Source organism: Arthrobacter sp. NPDC055138, from assembly GCF_053607305.1.
This window is the reverse complement of sequence record NZ_JBSGTH010000002.1, coordinates 231652-253198: the sequence shown is the minus strand read 5'-3', so window position 1 is coordinate 253198 and position 21547 is coordinate 231652. Positions and strand designations below refer to the sequence as shown.

Sequence of the window (21547 nt, the reverse complement as noted above, 5' to 3'; positions counted from 1 at the left end):
AAAAAAAAAAACAGCGGGGTCTCCTACCCCCGCACCAAAAAAAAACCCCTTTCCCCAGACCTGCCCCCTTCTCCCCCCCCCCCCCCCCCCCCCCCCCCCCCCCCCCCCGCGCCTGATCAACCGTTGGCTGCGCCCAGTAGCGGAAGTACTCGGCGTTGCCGCAGAGTGATCGCGGCAGCATCTTGTCCACGTAGATGGTGCCGGACAAATGGTCCGTTTCGTGCTGCACGATCCGGGCCTGCCAACCGGAGAAGCTCCCGCGCCGGTGGTTGCCGTCGGGCTGGTCATAGTCCAGTTCGACGCTGCGGTGCCGTTCCACTACGCCCTGGAATCCGGCGAAGCTCAGGCACCCCTCATAGAAGGCGGCCGTTTCCGCGCCGACGGCGCGGTAGGACGGATTGATGATCGCGAAGTAGGGAAGTGGGGAGCGCTGGCGGGCTTCGGCGATCTCAGGTTCCGCCTCGAAGAGGTCCTCAAGAACCGCAATCCGCAGCGGCACCCCAATTTGCGGAGCTGCAAGTCCGACGCCTGGGGCGGCCTGCATGGTCCGGCGCATCAGCTCCAACAATGCGGCCAGGTCGGCAGTGTCCAGCTGCCCGTCGAACGTGGCTGCCTGGCGGCGCAGCACCGGTTCGCCGATCTGAAGGATCGGGGCAGGTTCGCCGGAAGCCGCAAGGGCCTGGACTAGATCGCGCAGTTGCTCGGCAGAGTAGTCGGTCACAGCCCTCAAGTGTAGGCCCTGGCACGGCCCGAGGAGCCCCTTCAGGCGTGCGGCACAGACCGCCGGCCGTTAGCCCGGCTGGCCGGCCGCCGCACAAGCTTCCGTGATGAAGCTGTACACCGCGCGGTCAAACTCGTGGCCCGCGTCCAAGCGGAGGATGCCATGCCATTTCCCCGCGGCGATGCTCACCGGTATCCGGGTGCCCAGCTTGTCCTCGGCCAGGGCATGCTGATCGCAGCGCGTGGGCACAAGGTGCAGGCTCAGGCGGGACGCCGGGTCCGTTCCGTGCACGCGGAGGTTCCGGGGCCAGGCATGTTTGCCGTCCTCGTCCAGCAGTGTGGTGGTGCCAAAGGACTCGATGACCATGGACTCCTTCCCACCGGTCGGTTCCACGTCTATCCCCACCACTGCCGAGCCGCTGCCGGGGAGTACTTTCAGCGTCCGGTCGACCCGGAGTTCGGCCACCGACGCCGCGGCCTGCGCCAGGCAGTCCTCGGAGTGGTTGCGGGAGAGCACGTTGTGCGGATCGCTTGCGCGGACTTCCACCGTGCTCAGCCCGGACCGCTCGCTGTCCATCGTCACCGTCATCCGATGCGCCGAAACCTCCGCCGGCTGACCGTTCGAACACTGGGCCGGCGGCAGCTCCGCGGGCAGGCTGACCGTCGAACCGGCCGCGACCCTGGTCCCGCCGGTGCGCGTGGGCTTCCAATCCGCAGCTCCTTCGTACAGCGCCGAATGCAGCGTGGCAGCCGTCACCAGCACGGGGTCCCGGGAAATGTTCGTGATCAGCAGGTTGACCACACGGTCCGTGTAATGGGCGCGGCCCTGGTCCACGGCTGCGGACACCGGATGGTTATCCGCCGGGGTGGCGGGCGACAGTTCTCTTGGAGCCTCAGTACAGGCAGAGAGCAGAGCGGCCGCCAGCATCAGCAGCACCGAACAGTTCGCATTCCTTCGGCGGCCGTGATCCATGCCACTAAGGTAGTACCAACTCGGGTGGACTTGGTCCTCGCCAGCAGCGAAAGGGCACTTAATGGACGAACGACTCATGCTCCTCGATACCGCATCGCTGTATTTCAGGGCGTTCCACGCATTGCCCGACTCGATCAAGGCCAAGGACGGAACGCCGGTGAATGCCGTGCGCGGGTTGCTCGACATCGTGGCCAGGCTGGTCACCGACTACCGGCCCACCCAACTGGTCGCCTGCTGGGACAACGACTGGCGTCCCGCCTGGCGGGTCGAGCTGATTCCTACCTACAAACGCCACCGCGTGGCCGCCACCGTGCCGGGCGGCGTCGATGTCGAAGAGACGCCGCCGGGGCTGGTGGACCAGCTGCCGCTGATCCGTGAGGTGCTTGCCGCCCTCGACCTCGCCGTCGTGGGGGCTGACCATCATGAGGCCGACGACGTGATCGGCAGCCTTGCCACCCAAGCCGACGTCCCCGTCGACATCGTGACCGGGGACCGGGACCTGTTTCAACTGGTAGACGACGAGCGCGACGTCCGCGTGATCTACACCGCCCGGGGCATGAGCAATCTGGAAGTCCTCACGGACGTGTCAGTGGTGCGCAAGTACGGCGTACTGCCGGTCCAGTATGCGGACTTCGCTACACTGCGCGGAGACACCTCGGACGGCCTGCCGGGGGTCGCCGGCATCGGCGACAAGACCGCGGCCGGGCTGCTGAAGGACCATGGCAGCCTGGCCGGGATAATTGCTGCGGCGGCGGACCCGAACGCTGAGATGTCCGGTCGGTTCCGGGCGAAGATTGCCGAGGCCGCCGACTATCTCAAGGTGGCGCCCACCGTTGTCAACGTTGTCCGGGACCTTGACCTGGGCGGCTTTGACGGGCGCTTGCGGGCACCCGAGGGCGACCAGGCGGAACGGCTTGATCGGCTCGGCAGCGAGCTGAACATCAGTGGGCCGCTGGGCCGCGCCCGCAAGGCGTTGGCGACGGTCGGCGACGCCTCCGCCTGACCGTGCCGCGCCCGGGCACGCCGGGTGTTCCCGCGGGCGCCCGGGTTCTCCGCGGGCGCCCGGCCAGACCGGTCAGGAATGGAGAAGCGCCCGCGCCCACGCCACAGCTAGCATTACCGTCATGGATATCTTCACCGCCGGAGACCGCAACGGTGACCCCGCCCTACAGATGGAGACACAGTGAGCACGGCCACCACGACGGACTCGCAGCCCGGGCCGATGCACGCTGCGGACCGCCACGACCTGATCACCGTGCAGGGCGCGCGGGTGAACAACCTGAAGGACATCAGTGTTGAGATCCCCAAGCGCCGCCTGACGGTCTTTACCGGTGTCTCCGGCTCTGGCAAGAGTTCGCTGGTGTTCGCCACCATCGCCGCGGAGTCCCAGCGGATGATCAATGAGACGTACAGCGCCTTCGTGCAGGGTTTCATGCCGACGTTGGCCCGCCCCGAGGTCGACGTGCTCGAAGGGCTGACCACCGCGATCATCGTTGACCAGGAACGGCTGGGCGCCAACCCGCGTTCCACCGTCGGCACCGTCACGGACGCCAACGCCATGCTGCGGATTCTTTTCAGCCGGCTGGGGGACCCGCACATCGGCTCGCCCAACGCGTATTCGTTCAACGTGCCGTCGGTGAAGGCCAGCGGTGCCATTACCGTAGAGCGCGGCGGCAAGACCAAGGCCGAAAAGGCCACGTTCAACCGGCTGGGCGGCATGTGCCCACGCTGTGAGGGCATGGGATCGGTGAGTGACTTCGATCTGACGGCACTCTTCGACGACACCAAGTCGCTGTCCGAGGGAGCCCTGACGGTCCCGGGTTACAGCATGGATGGCTGGTATGGCCGCATTTTCAGCGGTGCCGGCTTGCCGATGGACAAGCCCATCGGCAAGTACACCAAGAAGGAGCTGCATCAGCTGCTCTACGCCGAGCCCGCCAAGATCAAGGTGGAGGGCATCAACCTCACCTATGAAGGGCTCATCCCCAAGATCCAGAAGTCGATGCTCTCCAAGGACCGAGAAGCTATGCAGCCCCACGTCCGGGCCTTCGTGGACCGGGCCATCACCTTTGACACCTGTCCCGACTGCCGCGGCACCCGGCTGGCCCAGGAGGCCCTGTCGTCGAAGATCAAGGGGCAGAACATCGCGGACCTCTGCTCGATGCAGATCACCGACCTGGCCGACTGGGTCCGGAAACTGGATGACCCCTCGGTCGCCCCGCTGGTCTCGGGGCTGCAGCATCTGCTCGACTCGTTTACCGAAATCGGCCTCGGCTACCTCTCCCTTGACCGGCCCTCGGGCACACTGTCCGGGGGAGAGGCGCAGCGCACCAAGATGATCCGCCATCTCGGTTCGTCGCTCACGGACGTTACCTATGTGTTCGACGAACCCACCATCGGATTGCACCCCCATGACATCGAGCGGATGAACCAACTGTTGCTGCAGCTGCGGGACAAGGGCAACACCGTGCTGGTCGTCGAGCACAAGCCGGAGACCATCGCGATCGCCGACCACACGGTGGACCTCGGCCCCCGCGCCGGCAAGGCGGGCGGAGAAGTAGTCTTCGAGGGCAGCGTCGAAGGCTTGCGCGCAAGCGACACGCTGACCGGGCGGCACCTGGATGACCGGGCGAGGCTCAAAGATTCCGTCCGCGAGGCCCGCGGCGCCCTTGAGGTCCGCGGCGCCAGCACGAACAACCTGCAAAGCGTCGACGTCGATATCCCGCTCGGAATTCTCTGCGTCCTCACCGGTGTCGCCGGTTCCGGCAAGAGCTCGCTGATCAACGGCTCGGTGGCCCGCCGTGAAGGGGTGGTGGTGGTGGATCAGGGCGCGATCCGCGGTTCCCGGCGCAGCAATCCGGCCACCTACACAGGGCTGCTCGAGCCGATCCGGAAAGCGTTTGCGAAGGCCAATGGCGTCAAGCCGGCGCTCTTCAGCTCGAACTCGGAAGGCGCCTGCCCGGTCTGCAACGGCGCCGGCGTGATTTATACCGACCTCGGCATCATGGAGACCGTCGAGTCGACCTGCGAGGAATGCGAAGGCAAGCGCTTCCAGTCCGCAGTGTTGGAGTACACGCTGGGGGAGCGGAACATAGCGGAAGTGCTCGCGATGTCCGTGACCGAGGCCGAGGAGTTCTTTGGCTCCGGCGAGGCGCGCACGCCGGCGGCACATAAGATCCTGGACCGGCTTACGGACGTCGGCCTCGGCTACCTCACATTGGGCCAGCCACTGACCACTTTGTCCGGGGGAGAGCGGCAGCGGCTCAAGCTGGCCACACAGATGGCTGAAAAGGGCGACATCTACATCCTCGACGAGCCAACCACCGGGCTTCACCTGGCCGACGTCGAGCAACTGCTTGGCCTGCTGGACCGGCTAGTGGATTCCGGCAAATCGGTCATTGTCATCGAGCACCACCAGGCCGTCATGGCACATGCAGACCGGATCATCGATCTGGGACCGGGCGCCGGCAACGAGGGCGGCCGGATCGTCTTTGAAGGCACACCCGCCGAACTGGTTGCCGACCGTTCCACCCTGACCGGCAAACACCTGGCTGCCTACGTCGGAGCCTGATACTGCAGTTGCCTGATAATCCTGCGCCATGAGCGTCCAACCATGGCGCAGGATTATGTCAACCTAGCGATGGTCAGCCGGCCGGGCCGCGGATGGGCCGGTCCAAAGGGCCGTGCCTGCTGGGTCGTAGGGAAATACGGCTGCAACACGGGCATCTCAACACGGTTCACAGACGCCAGGAGCTGCACAGACATGTCGGCGCACATGGAATCATCCTGTCAGCGTTGGCACAGTCAGCATCCAGGCAAACGTGTCCGCGTGGCAACTTTCGCCCGCAAATACAACACGGCGTCGATTCGAGACAGCCGGCTGGCGATGCGTTGTTGCCGAGGAAATCCGCGGATCTTCGGCGGTCCAGGTAGGTCGCCGCAGTCAGAGAGTCAGCTGCCATACCGCCGACACAAAGCTCCCCGCCCGACCCTTTTTATAACGCCGATAATCCACATTATGTCAAGTAAAACAGCCGTCACCGCTCCCGGGCCTGATCAGCCCTCCGGACGCAGTTCTGGCATCGCGCTGGATCTGCGGCGCCGCCCTTCAATCCAGTTGGACTAAGCCCTATCGTGAGTGTCGCTTGGCCCGGACAAACTGAACCCCAGGCAGCAGGCACGCGTCCCTGTCAACTCCTAGCCCTGTGCCGGGAGAAGGTCGGCGAGCTTTGACGGCGCGGGGCCGCTGCGGACCGAGGTTTGGCTCATGGTCATTTTCATCAGCACCGTCCGAAACCATCGGCGCTCCCCCGGCGCGGCCGCCTACCAGTCCCGCTGTGCGTGGATTACGACCGAAGATCCTCGACATCCTCCTGCCCACCATCCAGGCGGTTGGGTGCGCGGACTCCACGGGCTTGGCTCACCTTCCTAAGTCAGCTAAAGACAAAGAACGGCAAGCCTGCACAAGACAGCTTGTCCGGGCCAAAATCGTTCGCGCCGTCACTCAGGAGCTCTAGCGGGTCGCACTTATGGTCATCGCCGCGTGCAGGTCAATTCTTGGAGCCGGTGAGTGCGAGTGTTCCGCCGAGGCCGATCATCATCACCCCGCCCGAGCCCGACAGCGTGGAGCTTCGTCGAGGTGATTTGGCGAACCATGCTCGGGCGGTGCCAGCGGCGAGGGCCCACACACTATCGCAGACGAGCGCGATCGCCTGAAAGGTCAGCCCGAGAAGGAGGAGTTGTGCCCACACCGCGCCCGCGGCGGGGTCGACGAATTGCGGCAGCACGGCGAGGAAGAAGGCAAGGGTTTTGGGGTTGGTGAAACCGACAATGAAGCCTTGGCGCAGCAACTTCCAGGAGGACGCTGGGGCCCGGGATGCTCCCGATACGTGTGCGTGGCGGTGGCGAATAGCTTGGATGCCGAGCCAGACAAGGTAAAGGCCACCAGCGATCTTGAGGACGGTGAACGCAACGACAGAGGCCGCCACGATGGCGCCGACACCGAAGGCGACGGCAAGAATTGCGGGGATGATCCCGAGAGAATTGCCTGCGACGCTCAAGACTCCCGCCCGGCGGCCGAAGGCGATGGATCGGCCGATGGTGAAGAGCACACTAGGACCGGGAATCACGATGATCACCGCCGCTGTGACGGCGAATGCGAAGAAGCTCTCAAACGGAACCATGACTGAACCATACTCTCGGTCCGTTTCGAACGCTTACTGAGAAGCGCTCCCCCGACGGGGCGGCACCGGCCTGTCCCCCTGTTTCGCTGTGCCCGTGTGGCCGGCGTCTCGCAGTTTTGCCGCAGGGTGCTTCCACGTCGGCTTCCAATGGTTTAGAACGGAGCCTTTCATGCCTACCCAAGAAGCTCCCATCTACGGCGTTTTCGCCGCCACCGGCAAACAGGGCGGGTCCACAGCCGACGCGCTTCTCGACCAGGGCGTCCGGGTCCGTGCCTGATCCGCCGCCCCGACTCCAAGAAGGCCCAAGCCCTTGAAGCCCGCGGCGTCGCACAAGCGATGTTCATATGGTTTGCCGAGCTGCCCGCCTTCCAAGCGGACTGCGAGGCCACCAGAAACCTCACCGGTGGGTCACTGAACTTGTCGCAATGGCTGTCGGCCACAAGGTGGAAGCCTTCCACCCGCTGACCACCGTGCGGCCAAACATCCCGGAACGTGTCAGCAGGTGCACTGGGTCAGTGGCCGGGTCCGGTGACGATCTTCTGCCGTTCGGCCTCGTGCGCCCCGCCCTTCTTCGCCAGAGTGCTACACGCCTCTTCGATGTCACGGGCGAGCGTATCAACGTGCTCCCGGCTCAGCGTTTCCTTCACCAGGGCCCGCATGATCGTTACGTCCTGGGCATCCGGCGGCATGGTGTACGCCGGCACCATCCAGCCCCGCTCTGCCGCTAGCTGCCACGCAATGTCGAACTCGTCGTACCCAGTCTCATCGGCGAGCCGGAATGCGACCAGCGGAAGCTGCTCCTCGGCGCGTCCGATGATCTCGAACAGCCCCATGGCCTCCAACTTATCGGCGAGGACCCCGGCGTTGGCCTGCATGTTGCGCATGATGTAGGCGTAGCCGGCGCGGCCGTAGCGCACGAAGTTGTAGTACTGGGCGAGAACCATAGCCGAGCCGGTGGAGAAGTTCAGCGTGAATGTTGAATCGGTCTTGCCGAGGTAGTTCTCCTCGAACACCAGATCTTTGGCTAGATCGGCCCTCTCACGGAAGATCAGCCAACCGATGCCGGGATAGACGAGTCCAAACTTATGTCCGGAGACATTGATCGAGCGGACCTGCTCAAGCCTGAAATCCCACTCGGAATCCGGGTACAGGAAGGGCCAGACGAATCCCCCACTGGCCGCGTCCACGTGCAACGGCACATCGAGGTCCCGCTCGCGCTTGATCCGCAGCAGCAAGTCGTTGATGCCGACGATGTCGTCCTTGTGCCCGGTGAACGTGGTGCCCAGCACCGCTGCGACGCCGATGGTGTTCTCGTCAACATGGGCCCGCACATCGGCTGGCCCTATCGTGTATTTTCCCGGCCGGAGCGGCACGATCCGCGGCTCGACGTCGAAGTAACGGCAGAACTTCTCCCAGACCACATGAACGTCCCCGCCGAACACCAGATTCGGGCTCGACACCGACGCACCGGCGGCCTCGCGGCGCTTGCGCCAATTCCACTTCAGTGACAGGCCGCCGAGCATGATCGCCTCGGACGATCCCTGCGTTCGGGCTCCCGTCGTCTCGCCGGGGGCATGGAAGAGATCGGCCAGCATCCGAATGCAGCGCTGCTCGATCTCAGCCGTGCGTGGATATTCGGCATGGTCAATGAAATTGCGGTGCAGGTTCTCGGCTATGATCCGTTGGGCCTCTGGCTCCATCCACGTCGTCACGAAGGTCGCCAAGTTCCGGGCCGGATCCCCCTCCAGCGCCAGGTCCTCCGCCACCAGCCGCAAAGCGTCCTGAGCAGGAATGCCGGCCTCCGGAAACTCGCGGCTCGGCACTTCTTCGGTGACGAATCGGTTGCCGAACAGCGCCGCGTCGGCGTCCGTCGGCTGGAATTTGGGTGACATCGGTTCTCCTTAGCTGGCCACCCGCTCTACGGCGGAAGCCTTGAGAGAGGTTTCGCGAGGGACCACGGCTGGTCCGTCACACCCCTTCAAGCTAAGGCGTCCGGTGGGGGCAGGCGTCACCCAATGAGGGTGAAAGAGAACCACAGGCTACGCACGCGACTCGACGCGCTCGGCGAGCTGACGGATGACCGTGCCCCAGCCTTCGTAGAAGCCCAGCTGTTCGTGCTGGTCACGGTCGGCGATGCTGCGGTGCATGGCGGTGGCCGTGTACTCGGTTCCGTCGGTGTGTTCCTTCATAGTAATAACGGCGGTCAGGAATGATGCTTCTGCGGGGCGCCATCCGACGACGAGTGCGTCCGTGAAGACGATTCGCTCGAGCTCATCGATGGCGAGGAAGCAGCCGGTGATGTGGGGGCCAAACGCACCGCCGTCCTGGCTGATCTCGGTGCGGAAGGAGCCACCGGGGCGGAGGTCCATGTCCCGCACACGGCAGACCGCCGGCTGGGGAACCCACCATTGCTCAAAGCTCCGGGGATCGGCCCAAGCTTTCCAGACGGCCGAACGTGGGGCCTTAATGATGCGGGAGACGGTCAGGTCAAGTTCCGGGTGAACGGTGGTGATCATGTCGATGCTTCCTTATCTGGCCTTGTGCTGACATCCTGCGTGGTGGTGACGAAGTGCTCGAGTCGGTCGGTGCGCGCTTCCCAGAGGCGTCGTTGGTCGCTGAGCCAGGCCTCGACATCGTCAAAGGATTTCGGGACGAGGGTGCAGATCCGCACCCGCCCGGTCTTGCGCGTCGTGATCCACCCGGTGTCCTGGAGGTAGCGGATGTGCTTCATGAACGACGGCAGCGCCATGTCGAACGGAGCCGCCAACTCGCCAATGCTGGCCGACCCCGCCCCCAGCCGGGCGAGCACGGCACGGCGGGTCGGATCGGCAAGGGCCTGGAATACACCGTCGAGTTGCGCCGAAGACTGAGCCATACGGCTAAGTTACGCCTGCCGAACACTAAGCACAAGGGCTAAGTATCTGTCATGTCGCCCTTGCGTCTTCTGCTGGATGTGGACTGCCCATCTCGTCCTCCGCGCACGGTGGGAACGTTCACTGACGGCGTACCAGCATCTGGATTACTGCTGAATTCAAAACCGTTCCACTATTACCCGACGTACTCAAGGAATTCCATGGACACCAATGGAATGGGCCCGGACCGTTCCGCAGACCACGATCCGATGGACACCTACTCGCAGACTGTGATGCGTGTTGCCGAAATCGTCACCCCGCACGTCGCTGCCATAGAGGTGAGGAACGGCCACGGCAGCCGGGCCCTGGTTGGCAGCGGTTCCGCTGTGGTCTTCACCCATGATGGCTACATGTTGACGAACGCCCACGTTGTTGCGGGTGCCACGGCTGGCTCTGCCGCCTTCGCCAATGGTGAAGTCACGGAGATCGAGATTATCGGCGCCGATCTGTTGTCCGACCTTGCCGTCATTCGCGGCCTGGCGACGACGCCTCCGCCCGCAGAGCTCGGGGACGCTGAATCGCTGCGGGTGGGCCAACTCGTCATAGCGGTGGGCAATCCCCTCGGGCTGGCGGGATCGGTCACCGCCGGGGTTGTCAGCGGGCTTGGACGCTCGATTCCCACCCGGACGAGTCGTGGCCGGCACGTCATCGAGGACGTGATTCAAACAGACGCAGCGCTCAATCCGGGCAACTCGGGCGGCGCCCTCGCCGACAGCCGGGGACGCGTCGTCGGGATCAATACCGCCGTCGCCGGTACAGGCCTTGGGCTGGCGGTTCCCATCAATGCCACAACGCGCCGCATCATCTCGGCGCTCATGAGCGCCGGCAGGGTTCGGCGCGCCTATCTCGGCTTGGTGAGCACGCCGGTACGCCTTCCGGCGCACATGGCTCTTCGTTCGGGACAGCGGGATGCGCTGAGAGTTGTTGAGGTCATTGCCGGCTCCCCCGCCGACCGCGCCGGGATCAAGCCAGGCGATCTTGTGGTGGACGCCGGTCGACGTCATGTCTCCAGTGCGGAAAGCCTCCAGAAGTTGCTCTTCGCCGACGCCATCGGCGTTCCCTTTCCCCTGACCGTCCTGAGGTCAGGAGCCCTGGTGGATGTCATAGCCCTGCCAGTGGAAATGTCAGAAACCACCTAGACACGGCCGCTGTGCACAGTCATAGAGAGCGGCGTAGGCCGCCCCGTCCTCAGGGCTGCGCCTTCAGTAGCCGCCGTTCCACACGGCCATTGCTGTCAGGACGAACCCGGTCACCGCGCCGATGACGACAAGCCACCCGGCAACCAGCATCGTGACGTGCCTGGAGTGATCCTGAGTCAGCCGTTCGCCGTGGGGGTGCGAAAACGCTATCGAATCCGCGGCGAGCAGGAAGACCACCAGTCCCACAAGAGCCATGCCCCAGGCAAAAAATTCGAGCCAATGCACTAACGGACCAACCGGAGTAAACATATCTACGGTATACGCCCGCGTAACGGAAGCCACAAGGGTGTTAGCGCCATTCCGGCCGCCTGGCGGCTATGGCCGGGCCGCCGGCTGCAGGCCTTAAAGGGCACTGATGGCCAGCCAAGATGGACGGCTAGGGGCCCTTCCGCGGCAGGCGCACCCACCGGGAAATGCCGCTAGCCGGCGTCGTAAGCGCGCTGCAGTTCGTCGATGTCGATTTTCTTCATCTGCAGCATCGACTCCATGGCGCGCTGTGCTTTCTGCGGATCCGGTCCGCCGATCAGCCGTGGCAGCGCCGATGGAATGATCTGCCAGGACAATCCGTACTTGTCCTTGAGCCAGCCGCACTGGCTCTCGACTCCCCCGTCCGCGGTCAAGGCATCCCAGAGCCTGTCCACCTCCGCTTGGTCCTCACAGTCCACCTGCATTGACACCGCCTCGTTGAACGTGAACTGCGCGCCCCCGTTCAGCGCAGTAAAGCTCTGACCGTCCAGCTCGAACTCGACGGTCAAGACCTGCCCTTCCGAGCCTGGCCCGCTCTCGCCATAGTGCGTGACGTCGAGGATGTTGGAGTTCTTGAACAGTTGGACGTAAAACCTTGCCGCTTCCTCAGCTTCGCCGTCGAACCAGAGGCACGGTGTGATCTTCTGCATGATGGGTTACTCCCCTGTAGTGGACGTACCGGATGTGTTGGCGGTTCCAAATGCGTCAGGCGTACCAGAACCAACCGACGGGCGTCCACGAATCGGGTACTTCGTGACCGCTGAATGATCCGCATCGGCTGCAGCTGTAGCTGGCGTTGGCCGGCACCCGCTGCCCATCCGGAAGCAGGCGCAACGGCGTGAATTCCTCGACGATGAGATATTGGTCAGTGCCACAGTGCTGGCAATCGGGTGTATTCGGCACGTCCGGACTGGGTTGGGCGGAACGCCCACCGGCGGTCAGCGTCATGTCGGCCTCCCCCCGGCTCAGCCCGAGGAGCCGGCCATGGCCAGGACGGCGGCCCGGGTGCCTGGCGGATCGATGACCCGCAGCCTGCAGCCCTCCCCCGCCGGGGCCACATAACCGGGCAGATGCTCGCTGGCGCTGCAATCGTGCAGCTCCTCAAGTGCTGCAGCTTCAATGCGAGCGTGCTGCAGGTTGATGGTGACGCCGAGGCCGGACGCCAGTGCACTGGTGCGCCGGACCAGCGAATAGAGCGCCACGATGTTTCGGGTTGTCACATGTCCGCGCACTTCGATCTGGGCGGATTCCCGGTCAATGTCCACATGAACGACTACACGCAATTTGGGATCCATTGTCAGTCCCCTCAAGAGTTCCCCATGGCCGCTCCTTGACCGGCCACCATCATAAGAGGACGTGTGTGACATAGGCAACAAAGCGCGTCATAATGTTTCGGAACGGACGAAACGCGGGCTGGATGCCCACAGGCGATGGCCCGCCCTGCCTGGGTGGCTGCCATGAGTGAGGCCGAATTAGAAACGCAGTTGGTCGACTCGATGCAGGACGCGCTGCTCAACAGCGACGATCTGCAGGATTTTCTTGACCAGCTTGCACAGCATGCCGCCGCGGTGATTGACGAACGCGGAGAGGTGACTTGCAGCGTGCTGGTGCTGCGCGGACCCAGGGACGGCACGGTTTCGTCCACGTACAGCCCGACGTCACCCGGACACGGGCCGACGTCATGGGCGGAGTACCAACCCAAGTACGACGACGGCCCGGGCCTGAGTGCCCTGCGCTCGGGAGCCGCCGTACTGGTGTCCGACGTCGGGAGGGAGCAACGCTGGAACGAGGTGATGGCCGATGCGGCATCGGCCGGGATCGGCTCCGTCCTGGCGGTACCGCTCCGGGTGGACGACGGCGGCTTGGGGGCGGTCATGTCCTGCTATCAGCGCCGGGGTCAGGCATTCTCCGAAGCGGTTCTTGCGGCGGTGTCCACCTATGCACGGCTCGCGGCCAAACCGCTTCTGCTCGCGGAAAAGTTGGACCGGATGGCTAAGCGGACGGCGCATTTGGTTGCGGCGTTGGAGTCCCGCACCACCATCAACCTCGCCGCTGGGATTGTCATGGGGCAGAACTCCTGCAGCCAGATGCAGGCCATGGAGATCCTGCGCCGTGCTTCAAACGCTCGCAACGTCAAACTTCGAGACGTGGCACAGGGCATCGTCGAACCGCTGGCCGGCGCCGCTACGCGCTTTGAGGACTGACCGGCGGCGCACCGAATCAGCGCACCTGCACCGCAATTCCGGTGGCCGCAGCGGCCCACAACACGCTGGCAAATGTGCCCAAGATGAACCGTTCGGCAGCCCCCGACTGGCCGAGTTCCGAATACCGGCCCAGGCCTTTAACTGCCAGGACAACCGCCAGGCCTTCAGGCCAGTCGGCCAACAAGGTCGAGGCAATGGCCGTGCGCTCGAGCACTCCGATCCAGGCTCCGCCGCGCAGAACCGGCGACTCTTCCGGATCGCTGTGGTTATCCGGGTGGGACGCATTGAACGAGAGCCGCAGGATGGTGACCGTGGCCGGGCCGCCGCCGATCGCGGCCGCCGCCACGCCCAAGGCATAGGCGACAGGCCCCAGCCCGCCCGGACCCAGCACAGCCAACAGCGCGGCAACCCCCAGCAGAAGCAGCGAGAGGGCGCTGGCAGCGTACAGCAAGCGGTTTCCGGCCCCCTGGAACCGTTCAAAGTACATCGGGCCGGCCATGGCGGCGGCCACGCAGAGCAGTATCAGTGCCACCGCGCTCATCGATCAGCTCCTTCCAGCAGTGCTTGTGCAGCCGATTGCCCCCGGCGGCATTCGTGCCAGAGTCCACTATGCAGCCTGCTTGAGACAGCTTGCTGCGTTATCCCCAGCCTGTCGGCGATTTGCTGTTGGGTGAGTCCTTGATCACTGAGCTCCCCGGCTTCACGGGCCTCCCTGCTGCGCTTGCGTGCCACGGATACCAACAGTTGCAGCACCGCCTCGGCATGCCCGGCTTCCACTCGCGCACCGGCGACGGCGATGTTTCCCGGCGAGGTTTTGGCCGCGGTCACTGCTTCCCGTGCCCGCTCGAACGCCTCGCCGGAACCCGCCCGCGTTGATTCCGGCAGCGGTTCATCAACCCTGCCGATCCCAATGCCCACGCTCCAGTTGTTGCTGGCAGCCAGGTCGAGCGCAATCTCCATTGCCACGGAAGCGTCGGCGGCCACCGCTTGCATCTCATCACCGGCGGTCCGCTCAAAGCCACGAAGCAGCGGCCGGGCAGGATCGGTGTTCAGGACATCGAGCGCTTCCCGGACCAGATCCTCGCGGCTTCGGGACCGGCGTTGGTCCACCGTTAAGACAAACATACAACCCTGCTTCCTTGTAGTGGGTCGTACAAGTATGCAGGGTTGTAGCCGCGCCGGCAACCTTCAGCCGCTAATCCGCCGGCTCGTGGCTGGCAAATCCCAGAAGATTGCCTTCGGAGTCGCGGACGAAAGCCATCCATTCATCCGTTCCCGCGGGTCCCAAAGAATCGTCGGCGTGCCGGAAGATCACGTGCGGCTCCTCGATAACCGGCGTCCCGCGCACGCGAAGTTCCTCTATTTGCGTCCGGACCGAGTCCACCTGCAGGTACAACAGGGCCGCAGGCGCACCGACCTCCAGCAACAGCCTGACGCCTTCGAGATCGAAGAACACCAGCCCCGGCGGCTCGAAGGTGCCGGCCGGAGGATGGCCCAGCAGTTCGGTGTAGAAAGCGGTCGCGCGCCCGAGGTCCTGCACGCCCAAGGCGACCTGAGCCAGCTTCATGTCCGTCCTCCGTCCGTCGGCCCCAGTTCCGCGCCGGGGGCTCTTCAGCCGAATCGTACGCCCGCCTCCGCCCGATAGTGTGGAGTGGTGATTGAAACTTCTCCCCGGCTTCGCGCGGGCCTCCCGCTGGTCGCAGGGTCACTGGCCCTGGATCTGGCGGCCATCGTCATTTTTGCCGCCGCCGGCCGAAACACGCATGAACACGGGCTGGCCGCCATCGGCATCCTCGTCACCGCTGCCCCATTCCTCATCGGCGCACTCATCGGCTGGGCCGCCTCACGCGCTTGGCGCCGGCCGACCGCCCTCTGGCCCACCGGCGTCGTCGTCTGGCTGGCAGCAGTGGTCTTGGGTCTCGCCCTGCGCGGCCTCGCAGGCGGTGGGCTTGCCCTGTCATTCCAGATCGTGACGCTCCTGGTGCTGGGGGCACTGCTACTGGGATGGCGCGCGCTGGCCGCGCTGTTCAATAAACTACGCTTCCGCCGACGGGTGGAATAACCTCGGTGATAGGAAGATCCCGCTCCAGCAGAAAGGCAGTGCAGTGGCTACAGCATTCGTTCTCATCCGGACCGACGCAACCCGAATTCCGGAGTGTGCCCAGGAAATCTCAGAGCTCGAGGGCATCAGCGAGGTCTACTCGGTCACCGGCGAATGGGACTTGATCGCTGTGGCCCGAGTTGCCAAACACGACGAACTGGCCGACGTCATCGCCGACCGCCTGTCTAAAGTTAAAGGTGTGCAGGCCACCACTACACACATCGCCTTCCGCGCCTATTCCAAGCATGATTTGGATGCCGCGTTCTCGCTCGGATTCGAATAGGGCCTTCCGCCCGCAGAAATGCCCCGGACGCCAGTCCACGTAGTCCTGGCGTCCGGGGCATTTAGTTTGAGCGGCGTTGCCGGCCGGTCAGCCTGCAGGTATCAGCGAGTTACGTCGATCCAGCGCTGCAACGCTCCGGCGGCGGCCCCGCTGTCGATGGCCTCGTTGGCGCGCTCCAGACCGTCCGCCAGCCGGTCCAGCAGCGGTGCGTCCGCCGATACGTCGTTGGCAACCAGTGCGGCAGCGGCATTGAGGACGACGGCGTCCCGCACCGGTCCTTTATCGCCTGCCAACACCCGGCGCACCACCTCGGCATTGGCGGCGGCGTCGCCACCGCGCAGATCGTCCAGCGTGGCCCGAGGGATGCCCAAGTCCAACGGTTCCAATTCGTGCTCCGTCACGGCACCGTTGCGGACCTCCCATACCGATGAAGGACCTGTGGTGGTCAGCTCATCCAGCCCGTCCCCGCCACGGAACACGAGCGCGCGGATGCCGCGGGCAGCCAGTACGCCGGCAATCAACGGTGCCAGCCGGGCGTCCGCGACGCCGATGGCCGCCGCCGTGGGGTTCGCCGGATTGGTCATCGGCCCCATGAAGTTGAAGGCCGTGGCCACGCCGAGCTCCCCGCGGACAGCCCCCGCGTAACGCATCGACGGGTGGAAGACTTGGGCAAAGCAGAAAGTGATTCCCGCGTCCACGGCTGTTTGCGCTACCCGGTCCACCGGGAGGTCGAGCCGGACCCCGAGTGCTTCAATCACGTCGGCTGAACCGGAGGACGACGACGCAGCCCGGTTCCCATGCTTGACGATCCGCGCGCCGGCCCCGGCACAGACCAAGGCTGCCATGGACGAGATGTTGACCGTGTTCTGCCGGTCACCGCCCGTGCCGACGATATCCAGTTTCTCGCCCGGAATCTCGATTGGCCGGGCATTGCCGACCATCGCCTCGACCAGCCCGGTTAGCTCATCGACTGTCTCGCCCTTCGCGCGCAACGCGACCAGGAACCCAGCCATCTGCGCGTCGGTGGCCCCGCCGGACATGATGGAGTTCATCGCCCACTGGGTTTGAGCGGCAGTGAGGTCCTGCCGCGAGATCAGGGCCGAAATCAATTCCGGCCAGGTGGGTGTGTTCTGAGCGTTCGGTTCCGTCGTCACTTCACTAGGTTATCTACGTTTTGTAGAAACTTCCGGATTGTTAACTTCCGCGCGGTTCCGCGGAATCCTGCGGGTTGGGAACCGAAACGCCGCGCCGGGCGTTCGAATGCATTGGTGAACTGGGCGGATTTATAGACATAATGGCCTTGTGACAACTGCAACCCACGCCCCCAGTACCCCGGCGCATCCAACGCTGAACCGCCCCAACCTGGTTTCTGTCGGAACCGTTGTGTGGCTCTCCAGCGAGCTGATGTTCTTTGCCGGTCTTTTCGCCATGTACTTCACCCTCCGCGCCACTTCCGGCGAGATGTGGGCGATTGAAACCGAAAAGTTGAACGTTCCATTCGCGCTGGCGAACACCATTGTTCTGGTGTCCAGCTCCTTCACCTGCCAGTACGGCGTCTTCGCCGCTGAGCGCCTGCAGGCCCGCCGTACCGGCGGTCTCCTCAATATCGCCAGGTGGGGCATGGTCGAGTGGTTCCTCTTGACGTTCTTCCTCGGCGCCATTTTCGTCTCCGTCCAGGCCTACGAATACGCGATGCTCGTCTCCGAGGGGGTCTCGCTGTCCTCCAACGCCTACGGATCAGCGTTCTACATCACCACCGGCTTCCACGGCCTTCACGTCACGGGCGGGCTCATCGCCTTCCTGTTGATCATCGGCCGCGCCTACGTCGCCAAGAAGTTCGGTCATTTCGAGGCCACGTCTGCCATCGTCACGTCGTACTACTGGCACTTCGTCGACGTCGTGTGGATCGCGCTCTTCATCATCATCTACTTCCTGAAGTAGACGGCCAGAGCCTGCACGCTGCTGCAGGACCGCCCCGGCCGAACATCTACGCACACGCACCGCAGAGTTAGGAACCATCAAGTGAAGGCACTCTCCCAGAGGCGACGACACCCCCTGGCGGCCGTTGCCCTGTTGCTCTTGGGATTGCTGGTCACCGGCGGCTTGTACGCCGTCGCCGGCAATGTCAACGAGGCCAAGGCCCAGACCACCAACTTTTCCGCGCAGGACATCGAAGAGGGCGAAAAGCTCTTCGTGGCCAACTGTGCAACTTGTCACGGAATTGGTGCTGTCGGGGCCCCTCAGGGTGCACACGGCAATCAGGCGGGCCCGGCCTTGATCGGCGTCGGCGCCGCCGCTGTCGACTTCCAGGTGGGCACCGGCCGCATGCCGATGCAGATGTCCGGACCGCAGGCACAGGCCAAGCCGAACCAGTTCTCCGAAGAGCAGACCATGCAGCTTGCTGCGTACGTGGCCTCCCTCGGCGCCGGCCCGGCCATTCCCGAGGAAGACCTGCTCGACGTCGCTAAGGGAGATCCCGCCGCCGGCGGCGAAATCTTCCGTGTCAACTGCGCCATGTGCCACAACGCTTCCGCCGCTGGCGGTGCATTGACCCGCGGCAAGTTCGCCCCCGCCCTGGCCGGCGTCAGCGAAGCACACATTTACGAAGCCATGGCCACCGGCCCCCAGAACATGCCGGTGTTCAGCGACGCGAACATCTCCCCCGAGGAGAAGCGCGATGTCATCGCCTTCCTGAAGACGATTGAAGAACAGGGCACCCCGGGTGGCTTCTCGCTCGGCTCGCTCGGTCCGGTATCCGAAGGTCTGCTGATGTGGACTGCCGGATTGGGAATCGTTATCGCATTCACCATCTGGCTGACCCAGCGGTCTTCCTAACCTTCGCTCACCGGCGGCCTGCAAGGGCCGCCGCAGAAGCGTCAACAGTCATATATGTTTTTGAACTATTTAGAGAAGGATGAGAGGGATCATGGGCGACCATAGTCACGGCAGTCCGAGCACCTCGGGCACCGTTGCTACGGCTGGTCAGAGCGACGTGGAGAAGTTTCAGGATCCTGGACTTCCCCCGCACCGCCCGCGCCGTGCCGACAAAGATCCCCGGGCGGAAAAGCGCGCCGAACGCCAGGTTGCGATACTCTTCGTAATCTCCATCATCGGCACCGTACTTTTCTTCGTCGGGTACTTTGGCATCCGTTTGGATGACACCATCGCAACGCTGCGTTTTCAGAACTTCACCCTGGGCATGGGTACGGCCTTCGCGATGCTTGGCATCGGCGTCGGCATTGTCCACTGGGCCAAGACCCTTATGCCCGACCACGAAATCGTGGAAGAGCGCCACGAGGTCCGCACCGAAGAGGACCGCCGGGACGCCGAGCAGATCATTGGCCAGGTCCTCGACGAATCGGGCATCTCCCGCCGTCCACTGATCCGCAATACGCTGATCGGAGCCGGTGTACTGGCTATCCTGCCCGCCATCGGCATCTTCCGCGACCTGTCCAAGGACCTGAACCCGGACGTGCTGCGGCACACCATGTGGGATGCCGGCGTCCGCCTCACCCGCGACCCGAGCGGCACCCCGATCAAAGCTTCGGATGTCACCATTGGTTCCGCCTTCCACGTCATTCCCGAGGGTCTGAACGAAGCCGAACACAAGCTCGAAGAGAAGGCCAAGGCCGTCGTCCTGTTGATGCGGCTGAACCCGGACGAGCTGAATGTCTCCCCCGGTCGCGAAGACTGGAACTACAATGGCATCGTTGCTTATTCGAAAATTTGCACCCACGTCGGATGCCCGGTGGCGCTGTACGAACAGCACACGCACCACCTGCTCTGCCCTTGCCACCAGTCGACCTTCGACCTGACCCAGGAATGCAAGGTGATCTTCGGCCCCGCCGCACACGCCTTGCCCCAGCTTCCGATCAGCGTTGACGACGAGGGCTACTTGGTCGCCACCAGCGACTTCCATGAACCTGTTGGACCGAGCTACTGGGAGCGTGGCTAAGCATGAGCGCTTCAACTGATACCTACGTACCCAAGACACGGGTTGGACGGATCACCAACTTCGTCGACACCCGCGTCGGCGGCTCGTCCATCGTCAAGGAATTCGGGCGGAAGATCTTCCCAGACCACTGGTCCTTCATGTTCGGTGAAGTAGCGCTCTACTCCTTCGTCATCCTGCTGCTCTCCGGAACGTTCCTGACGTTCTTCTTCGATCCGTCGATGGCGGAGACGCACTACGCAGGACCGTACGTCCCGCTCAAGGGCGTCGAGATGTCGGTCGCTTACCAGTCCACTCTGGAGATTTCCTTCGAGGTCCGCGGCGGACTCTTCATGCGCCAGCTGCACCACTGGTCGGCACTGCTGTTCGTCGCCTCGGTGTCGTTCCACATGCTGCGCGTTTTCTTCACCGGCGCTTTCCGCCGGCCGCGCGAGCTGAACTGGGTCGTCGGCTGCGTCCTGCTGATCCTGGCCCTGGCTGCCGGCTTCACCGGTTACTCGCTGCCGGACGATCTGCTCTCCGGCAACGGCCTGCGGATCATCGACGGCGTGATCAAGGGAATCCCCCTGGTCGGAACCTACATCTCCCTGCTGCTCTTCGGCGGCGAGTTCCCCGGTACCGATATTGTGGGACGCCTCTACGTGCTCCACATCCTGCTGGTTCCGGCGATGATCCTGCTGATGATTGCCGTCCACCTGTTCATGGTCGTGGTGCACAAGCACACGCAGTACCCCGGCCCGGGCCGTTCCGAGTCCAACGTTGTCGGCTTCCCGATCGGTCCGGTCTACGCGGCCAAGGCTGGCGGTTTCTTCTTCGTGGTCTTCGGCATCCTGGCCGTCATTGCGGCGAACTTCCAGATCCTCGCGATTTGGGACTACGGACCCTACGACCCCTCCCCCGTTTCGGCCGGTACCCAGCCTGACTGGTACATCGGCTGGGTGGATGGCGCGCTGCGCCTGATGCCAGGCGTGGGCGAGTTCGTCATCTTCGGCCGGACCATTTCGCTGAACGTGCTGCTCCCGGCCCTGGCCCCGGCAGGCCTGCTGTTCACCGTGATGTTCGCTTGGCCCTGGATCGAACGCTGGATCACCAAGGACCAGCGCGAGCACCACATCCTGGACCGCCCGCGCAACGCACCGTTCCGCACCGGCATTGGTGTCGCAGGCATCGTCTTCTACTCGGTGATGTGGGCAGCTGCCAGCTCGGACCTGATCGCCACGCACTTCCATGTGTCGCTGAACGACGTGACGTACTGGCTGCGCGCGCTGTTCTTCCTCGGCCCGATCCTCGGCTTCATCGTCACGCGCCGCATTTGCCTTGCACTGCAGCGCAAGGACCGAGAGATCGCGCTGCATGGTCGGGAGACCGGACGCATCGTCCGCCTGCCGCACGGCGAGTTCATCGAGGTCCACGAGCCGCTGAACGACTACAAGCTGTACCGCCTGGTCAACTTCGAATCCCCCGAGGTGCTCCCGGCACAGCCGAACAAGGCCGGCCACATCAAGCGCACCGAGAAGCTGCGCGGCGCCCTGTCGCGGTTCTTCTTCGAGGATCGCGTGGCACCGGTTACCCCGGCCGAACTGGAGGCTGCACACAGCCACCACGCTGAGGTTGAGGCTCCCGCCGAAAAGGCAGAAGTCAGCGGCCGCTAAGGAACCGTCAGACTAAGAATGGCCCCGGACTGAGTCCGGGGCCATTTTTATGTCTGCAGCTCCTGCGTCTGCGGTTTCTCTGTCTGCAGCTCGGGCGTGCAGACAGATGGACGCCGTCAACC

Annotated in this window: 24 protein-coding genes; 10 read left to right on the top strand and 14 right to left on the bottom strand. The window is 64.1% G+C overall.

Features of this window, described 5'->3' with window-relative positions; translation table 11 throughout:
• Window positions 1-721, bottom strand: a 721-nt coding sequence (locus ACWF5H_RS06335; RefSeq protein ID WP_452035640.1) for a peptide deformylase, incomplete at its 3' end; no start/stop codon positions are given.
• A gap of 69 nt (window positions 722-790) precedes the next feature.
• The gene (locus tag ACWF5H_RS06330; RefSeq protein ID WP_452035639.1) at window positions 791-1567 is read right to left on the bottom strand and encodes a hypothetical protein; all 777 of its coding nucleotides are present in this window, start codon (window positions 1565-1567) and stop codon (window positions 791-793) included.
• 187 nt (window positions 1568-1754) lie between these two features.
• On the opposite strand from ACWF5H_RS06330, the gene ACWF5H_RS06325 reads away from it, so the two are divergent.
• Window positions 1755-2696 carry a 5'-3' exonuclease gene (locus ACWF5H_RS06325; protein WP_452035638.1) on the top strand — a complete coding sequence of 314 codons (942 nt, stop codon included), beginning with the start codon at window positions 1755-1757 and terminating at the stop codon, window positions 2694-2696.
• 219 nt (window positions 2697-2915) lie between these two features.
• A complete protein-coding gene (locus ACWF5H_RS06320; protein ID WP_452036053.1) occupies window positions 2916-5264 on the top strand; it encodes an ATP-binding cassette domain-containing protein in 2349 nt (782 codons plus the stop codon).
• Between the two features lie 979 nt (window positions 5265-6243).
• Here the strand turns inward: ACWF5H_RS06320 and ACWF5H_RS06315 are convergent.
• The 4 genes from ACWF5H_RS06315 to ACWF5H_RS06300 all read right to left on the bottom strand — a co-directional run bounded on the left by ACWF5H_RS06315 (window position 6244) and on the right by ACWF5H_RS06300 (window position 9751).
• Window positions 6244-6876: a LysE family translocator gene (locus ACWF5H_RS06315; RefSeq protein WP_452035637.1), complete on the bottom strand. Its 633-nt coding sequence runs from the start codon at window positions 6874-6876 to the stop codon at window positions 6244-6246.
• A gap of 512 nt (window positions 6877-7388) precedes the next feature.
• The gene (locus ACWF5H_RS06310) at window positions 7389-8768 is read right to left on the bottom strand and encodes a glutamate decarboxylase (protein WP_452035636.1); all 1380 of its coding nucleotides are present in this window, start codon (window positions 8766-8768) and stop codon (window positions 7389-7391) included.
• A 147-nt stretch (window positions 8769-8915) separates the two neighbouring features.
• Window positions 8916-9392 (bottom strand): SRPBCC family protein, encoded by a 477-nt coding sequence (locus tag ACWF5H_RS06305; RefSeq protein WP_452035635.1) that lies wholly within the window; start codon window positions 9390-9392, stop codon window positions 8916-8918.
• Window positions 9389-9751: an ArsR/SmtB family transcription factor gene (locus tag ACWF5H_RS06300; protein WP_452035634.1), complete on the bottom strand. Its 363-nt coding sequence runs from the start codon at window positions 9749-9751 to the stop codon at window positions 9389-9391. The genes ACWF5H_RS06305 and ACWF5H_RS06300 overlap by 4 nt, the downstream gene beginning before the upstream one ends.
• A gap of 198 nt (window positions 9752-9949) precedes the next feature.
• On the opposite strand from ACWF5H_RS06300, the gene ACWF5H_RS06295 reads away from it, so the two are divergent.
• Window positions 9950-10927: a S1C family serine protease gene (locus tag ACWF5H_RS06295; protein ID WP_452035632.1), complete on the top strand. Its 978-nt coding sequence runs from the start codon at window positions 9950-9952 to the stop codon at window positions 10925-10927.
• A gap of 63 nt (window positions 10928-10990) precedes the next feature.
• Here ACWF5H_RS06295 and ACWF5H_RS06290 read toward each other — a convergent pair whose 3' ends face one another.
• The 4 genes from ACWF5H_RS06290 to ACWF5H_RS06275 form a co-directional block, all read right to left on the bottom strand.
• Complete coding sequence (locus tag ACWF5H_RS06290; protein WP_452035630.1) at window positions 10991-11236, bottom strand: hypothetical protein; 246 nt, start codon at window positions 11234-11236, stop codon at window positions 10991-10993.
• Window positions 11237-11406: 170 nt separating this feature from the next.
• Window positions 11407-11883 (bottom strand): VOC family protein, encoded by a 477-nt coding sequence (locus tag ACWF5H_RS06285; protein WP_452035629.1) that lies wholly within the window; start codon window positions 11881-11883, stop codon window positions 11407-11409.
• A gap of 55 nt (window positions 11884-11938) precedes the next feature.
• On the bottom strand, window positions 11939-12181 hold the full coding sequence (locus tag ACWF5H_RS06280; protein ID WP_452035628.1) for a hypothetical protein: 243 nt from the start codon (window positions 12179-12181) through the stop codon (window positions 11939-11941).
• 17 nt (window positions 12182-12198) lie between these two features.
• On the bottom strand, window positions 12199-12516 hold the full coding sequence (locus ACWF5H_RS06275) for a hypothetical protein (RefSeq protein WP_452035627.1): 318 nt from the start codon (window positions 12514-12516) through the stop codon (window positions 12199-12201).
• A 174-nt stretch (window positions 12517-12690) separates the two neighbouring features.
• Between ACWF5H_RS06275 and ACWF5H_RS06270 the strand changes: the two genes are divergently transcribed.
• Complete coding sequence (locus ACWF5H_RS06270; RefSeq protein WP_452035626.1) at window positions 12691-13437, top strand: ANTAR domain-containing protein; 747 nt, start codon at window positions 12691-12693, stop codon at window positions 13435-13437.
• 16 nt (window positions 13438-13453) lie between these two features.
• Here the strand turns inward: ACWF5H_RS06270 and ACWF5H_RS06265 are convergent, their stop codons facing one another.
• The 3 genes from ACWF5H_RS06265 to ACWF5H_RS06255 all read right to left on the bottom strand — a co-directional run bounded on the left by ACWF5H_RS06265 (window position 13454) and on the right by ACWF5H_RS06255 (window position 15004).
• Entirely contained in the window at window positions 13454-13978 is a 525-nt protein-coding gene (locus ACWF5H_RS06265; RefSeq protein WP_452035625.1) for a hypothetical protein, read from the bottom strand.
• Window positions 13975-14562 carry a sigma factor-like helix-turn-helix DNA-binding protein gene (locus tag ACWF5H_RS06260; protein WP_452035624.1) on the bottom strand — a complete coding sequence of 196 codons (588 nt, stop codon included), beginning with the start codon at window positions 14560-14562 and terminating at the stop codon, window positions 13975-13977. Before ACWF5H_RS06260 ends, ACWF5H_RS06265 begins: the two co-directional genes overlap by 4 nt.
• Window positions 14563-14632: 70 nt before the next feature.
• On the bottom strand, window positions 14633-15004 hold the full coding sequence (locus tag ACWF5H_RS06255; RefSeq protein ID WP_452035623.1) for a VOC family protein: 372 nt from the start codon (window positions 15002-15004) through the stop codon (window positions 14633-14635).
• 87 nt (window positions 15005-15091) lie between these two features.
• Here ACWF5H_RS06255 and ACWF5H_RS06250 point away from each other — a divergent pair, with 87 nt between their 5' ends.
• Both ACWF5H_RS06250 and ACWF5H_RS06245 read left to right on the top strand, forming a co-directional pair.
• On the top strand, window positions 15092-15499 hold the full coding sequence (locus ACWF5H_RS06250) for a DUF3054 domain-containing protein (RefSeq protein ID WP_452035621.1): 408 nt from the start codon (window positions 15092-15094) through the stop codon (window positions 15497-15499).
• Window positions 15500-15542: 43 nt separating this feature from the next.
• The gene (locus ACWF5H_RS06245; RefSeq protein WP_127512606.1) at window positions 15543-15821 is read left to right on the top strand and encodes an Lrp/AsnC family transcriptional regulator; all 279 of its coding nucleotides are present in this window, start codon (window positions 15543-15545) and stop codon (window positions 15819-15821) included.
• A gap of 101 nt (window positions 15822-15922) precedes the next feature.
• Here ACWF5H_RS06245 and trpD read toward each other — a convergent pair whose 3' ends face one another.
• Complete coding sequence (gene trpD / locus ACWF5H_RS06240; protein ID WP_364647530.1) at window positions 15923-16975, bottom strand: anthranilate phosphoribosyltransferase; 1053 nt, start codon at window positions 16973-16975, stop codon at window positions 15923-15925.
• Window positions 16976-17123: 148 nt separating this feature from the next.
• Between trpD and ctaE the strand changes: the two genes are divergently transcribed.
• The 4 genes from ctaE (at window position 17124) to qcrB (ending at window position 21425) form a co-directional block, all read left to right on the top strand.
• Entirely contained in the window at window positions 17124-17762 is a 639-nt protein-coding gene (ctaE, locus tag ACWF5H_RS06235) for an aa3-type cytochrome oxidase subunit III (protein ID WP_364647528.1), read from the top strand.
• 81 nt (window positions 17763-17843) lie between these two features.
• Window positions 17844-18656, top strand: coding sequence for a cytochrome bc1 complex diheme cytochrome c subunit (gene qcrC, locus ACWF5H_RS06230; protein WP_452035619.1), 813 nt, complete (start codon window positions 17844-17846; stop codon window positions 18654-18656).
• Window positions 18657-18747: 91 nt separating this feature from the next.
• Window positions 18748-19776, top strand: coding sequence for a cytochrome bc1 complex Rieske iron-sulfur subunit (qcrA, locus tag ACWF5H_RS06225; protein WP_364647522.1), 1029 nt, complete (start codon window positions 18748-18750; stop codon window positions 19774-19776).
• Between the two features lie 2 nt (window positions 19777-19778).
• Window positions 19779-21425, top strand: a complete 1647-nt coding sequence (qcrB, locus tag ACWF5H_RS06220) for a cytochrome bc1 complex cytochrome b subunit (RefSeq protein WP_452035617.1) — start codon at window positions 19779-19781, stop codon at window positions 21423-21425.
• Window positions 21426-21547: the final 122 nt, after the last annotated feature.

Excerpts from the sequence above, each read along its gene's own strand:
- ACWF5H_RS06325 (WP_452035638.1), top strand. The coding sequence starts at position 1,755 with ATGGACGAACGACTCATGCTCCTCGATACCGCATCGCTGTATTTCAGG.
- ACWF5H_RS06320 (WP_452036053.1), top strand. The coding sequence starts at position 2,916 with ATGCACGCTGCGGACCGCCACGACCTGATCACCGTGCAGGGCGCGCGG.
- ACWF5H_RS06315 (WP_452035637.1), bottom strand. The coding sequence starts at position 6,876 with ATGGTTCCGTTTGAGAGCTTCTTCGCATTCGCCGTCACAGCGGCGGTG.
- ACWF5H_RS06310 (WP_452035636.1), bottom strand. The coding sequence starts at position 8,768 with ATGTCACCCAAATTCCAGCCGACGGACGCCGACGCGGCGCTGTTCGGC.
- ACWF5H_RS06305 (WP_452035635.1), bottom strand. The coding sequence starts at position 9,392 with ATGATCACCACCGTTCACCCGGAACTTGACCTGACCGTCTCCCGCATC.
- ACWF5H_RS06300 (WP_452035634.1), bottom strand. The coding sequence starts at position 9,751 with ATGGCTCAGTCTTCGGCGCAACTCGACGGTGTATTCCAGGCCCTTGCC.
- ACWF5H_RS06295 (WP_452035632.1), top strand. The coding sequence starts at position 9,950 with ATGGACACCAATGGAATGGGCCCGGACCGTTCCGCAGACCACGATCCG.
- ACWF5H_RS06290 (WP_452035630.1), bottom strand. The coding sequence starts at position 11,236 with ATGTTTACTCCGGTTGGTCCGTTAGTGCATTGGCTCGAATTTTTTGCC.
- ACWF5H_RS06285 (WP_452035629.1), bottom strand. The coding sequence starts at position 11,883 with ATGCAGAAGATCACACCGTGCCTCTGGTTCGACGGCGAAGCTGAGGAA.
- ACWF5H_RS06280 (WP_452035628.1), bottom strand. The coding sequence starts at position 12,181 with ATGACGCTGACCGCCGGTGGGCGTTCCGCCCAACCCAGTCCGGACGTG.
- ACWF5H_RS06270 (WP_452035626.1), top strand. The coding sequence starts at position 12,691 with ATGAGTGAGGCCGAATTAGAAACGCAGTTGGTCGACTCGATGCAGGAC.
- ACWF5H_RS06265 (WP_452035625.1), bottom strand. The coding sequence starts at position 13,978 with ATGAGCGCGGTGGCACTGATACTGCTCTGCGTGGCCGCCGCCATGGCC.
- ACWF5H_RS06260 (WP_452035624.1), bottom strand. The coding sequence starts at position 14,562 with ATGTTTGTCTTAACGGTGGACCAACGCCGGTCCCGAAGCCGCGAGGAT.
- ACWF5H_RS06255 (WP_452035623.1), bottom strand. The coding sequence starts at position 15,004 with ATGAAGCTGGCTCAGGTCGCCTTGGGCGTGCAGGACCTCGGGCGCGCG.
- qcrA (WP_364647522.1), top strand. The coding sequence starts at position 18,748 with ATGGGCGACCATAGTCACGGCAGTCCGAGCACCTCGGGCACCGTTGCT.
- qcrB (WP_452035617.1), top strand. The coding sequence starts at position 19,779 with ATGAGCGCTTCAACTGATACCTACGTACCCAAGACACGGGTTGGACGG.